Source organism: Streptomyces sp. NPDC012935 (assembly GCF_042900345.1).
In the GTDB taxonomy this organism is placed as follows: domain Bacteria; phylum Actinomycetota; class Actinomycetes; order Streptomycetales; family Streptomycetaceae; genus Streptomyces.
Genome location: NZ_JBIBBC010000096.1, coordinates 1 through 1,207, shown reverse-complemented (window position 1 = coordinate 1,207; position 1,207 = coordinate 1). Strand labels below are relative to the sequence as shown.

General features: G+C 74.2%; 1 protein-coding gene and 1 pseudogene. Both read right to left on the bottom strand.

The genetic code is table 11. The features are described from left to right. Window positions 1–283, bottom strand: a pseudogene (locus ACFY5C_RS41800) (hypothetical protein); the annotation flags it as partial. Further along, window positions 190–1,207 (bottom strand): multidrug effflux MFS transporter (locus ACFY5C_RS41795; protein ID WP_389455322.1); only part of this gene is annotated, 1,018 nt, incomplete at its 5' end. The gene ACFY5C_RS41795 and the pseudogene ACFY5C_RS41800, both read right to left, overlap by 94 nt.

Sequence of the window (1,207 nt, the reverse complement as noted above, 5' to 3'; positions counted from 1 at the left end):
CGTACCGCACCGCCCAGCCGGCCGCCTCCTCGACGGCCAGATAGGGGCCCCGCCCGACGACCAGCACCGTCCCGGCGGCCCAGGGGCGCGGGCCGGTGCTGAGGTCGCGGACCTCGCCGACGAGCCGGCGGATCTCCTCGGGGTCGAGTCCGGCCTTCTCCGGTGCGTCCCCGCGCAGTCTCGGCGCGCTCAGCTGTCCTCCCCCGTGCTCGCGGCCGTGCCGGAGGCGGGGGTGGCCCCGTCCCGTGCGGCCGGACCTGGTGGTGTCCTCCAGGGACGGCACATTCCCATGAAGCAGGCGAGCGCCACCAGGCCCGCGGCCAGTTGGACGACGGCCATCGGGACGGCGGTGTCCTCCCCGGCGACGCCCACCAGGGGCGAGGCGATCGCGCCGATGAGGAAGGAGGAGGTGCCGAGGAGCGCGGAGGCGGAGCCGGCGGCGCGCCTGGTGCGCTGCAGCGCGAGCGCCTGGGTGTTGGGCATCGTGACACCCATCGCGGACATCAGGACGAACAGCGCGGCGGCCACGGGGGCGAGCCCGGTCTCGCCGAAGACGCCCAGGGACATCAGCAGCAGCGCGGTGGCGGCGAGGACGACGACCACGAGGCCGATGCCGAGCACCCGGTCCAGGCTGACCCGGCCCACCAGCACCTTGCCGTTGATCTGGCCGACGATCACCAGGCCGACCGAGTTGAGCCCGAACAGCAGGCTGAACGTCTGCGGCGAGGCGCCGTATATCTCCTGGATCACGAAGGGCGAGGCGGAGATGTAGGCGAAGAGCGCGGCGAAGGCGAAGCCGCCGGTGAGCGCGTACCCGGTGAAGGGGCGGTCGGCGAGCAGCCCGCGCATCGCGTGCAGGGTCTCGCCCACGCCTCCGGCGTGCCGGTCCCGCTCGGGCAGGGTCTCGGGGAGCCGGAGAAAGACGAGGGCGCCCAGCAGCACCCCGACGACGGTCAGGACGACGAACACGCCCCGCCAGTCCGTCACCCGCAGGATCTGCCCGCCGATGAGCGGCGCCACGATCGGGGCGACCCCGGAGATCAGCATGAGGGTGGAGAAGAAGCGGGCCATGGCCACGCCGTCGTGCAGGTCGCGCACGACCGCCCGCGCGATGACGATGCCCGCCGCCCCGGCGAGGCCCTGGGCGATCCGGCAGGCGATCAGCGCCTCGACGGTGGGCGCGAACGCGCAGAGCGCGGTGGCGACG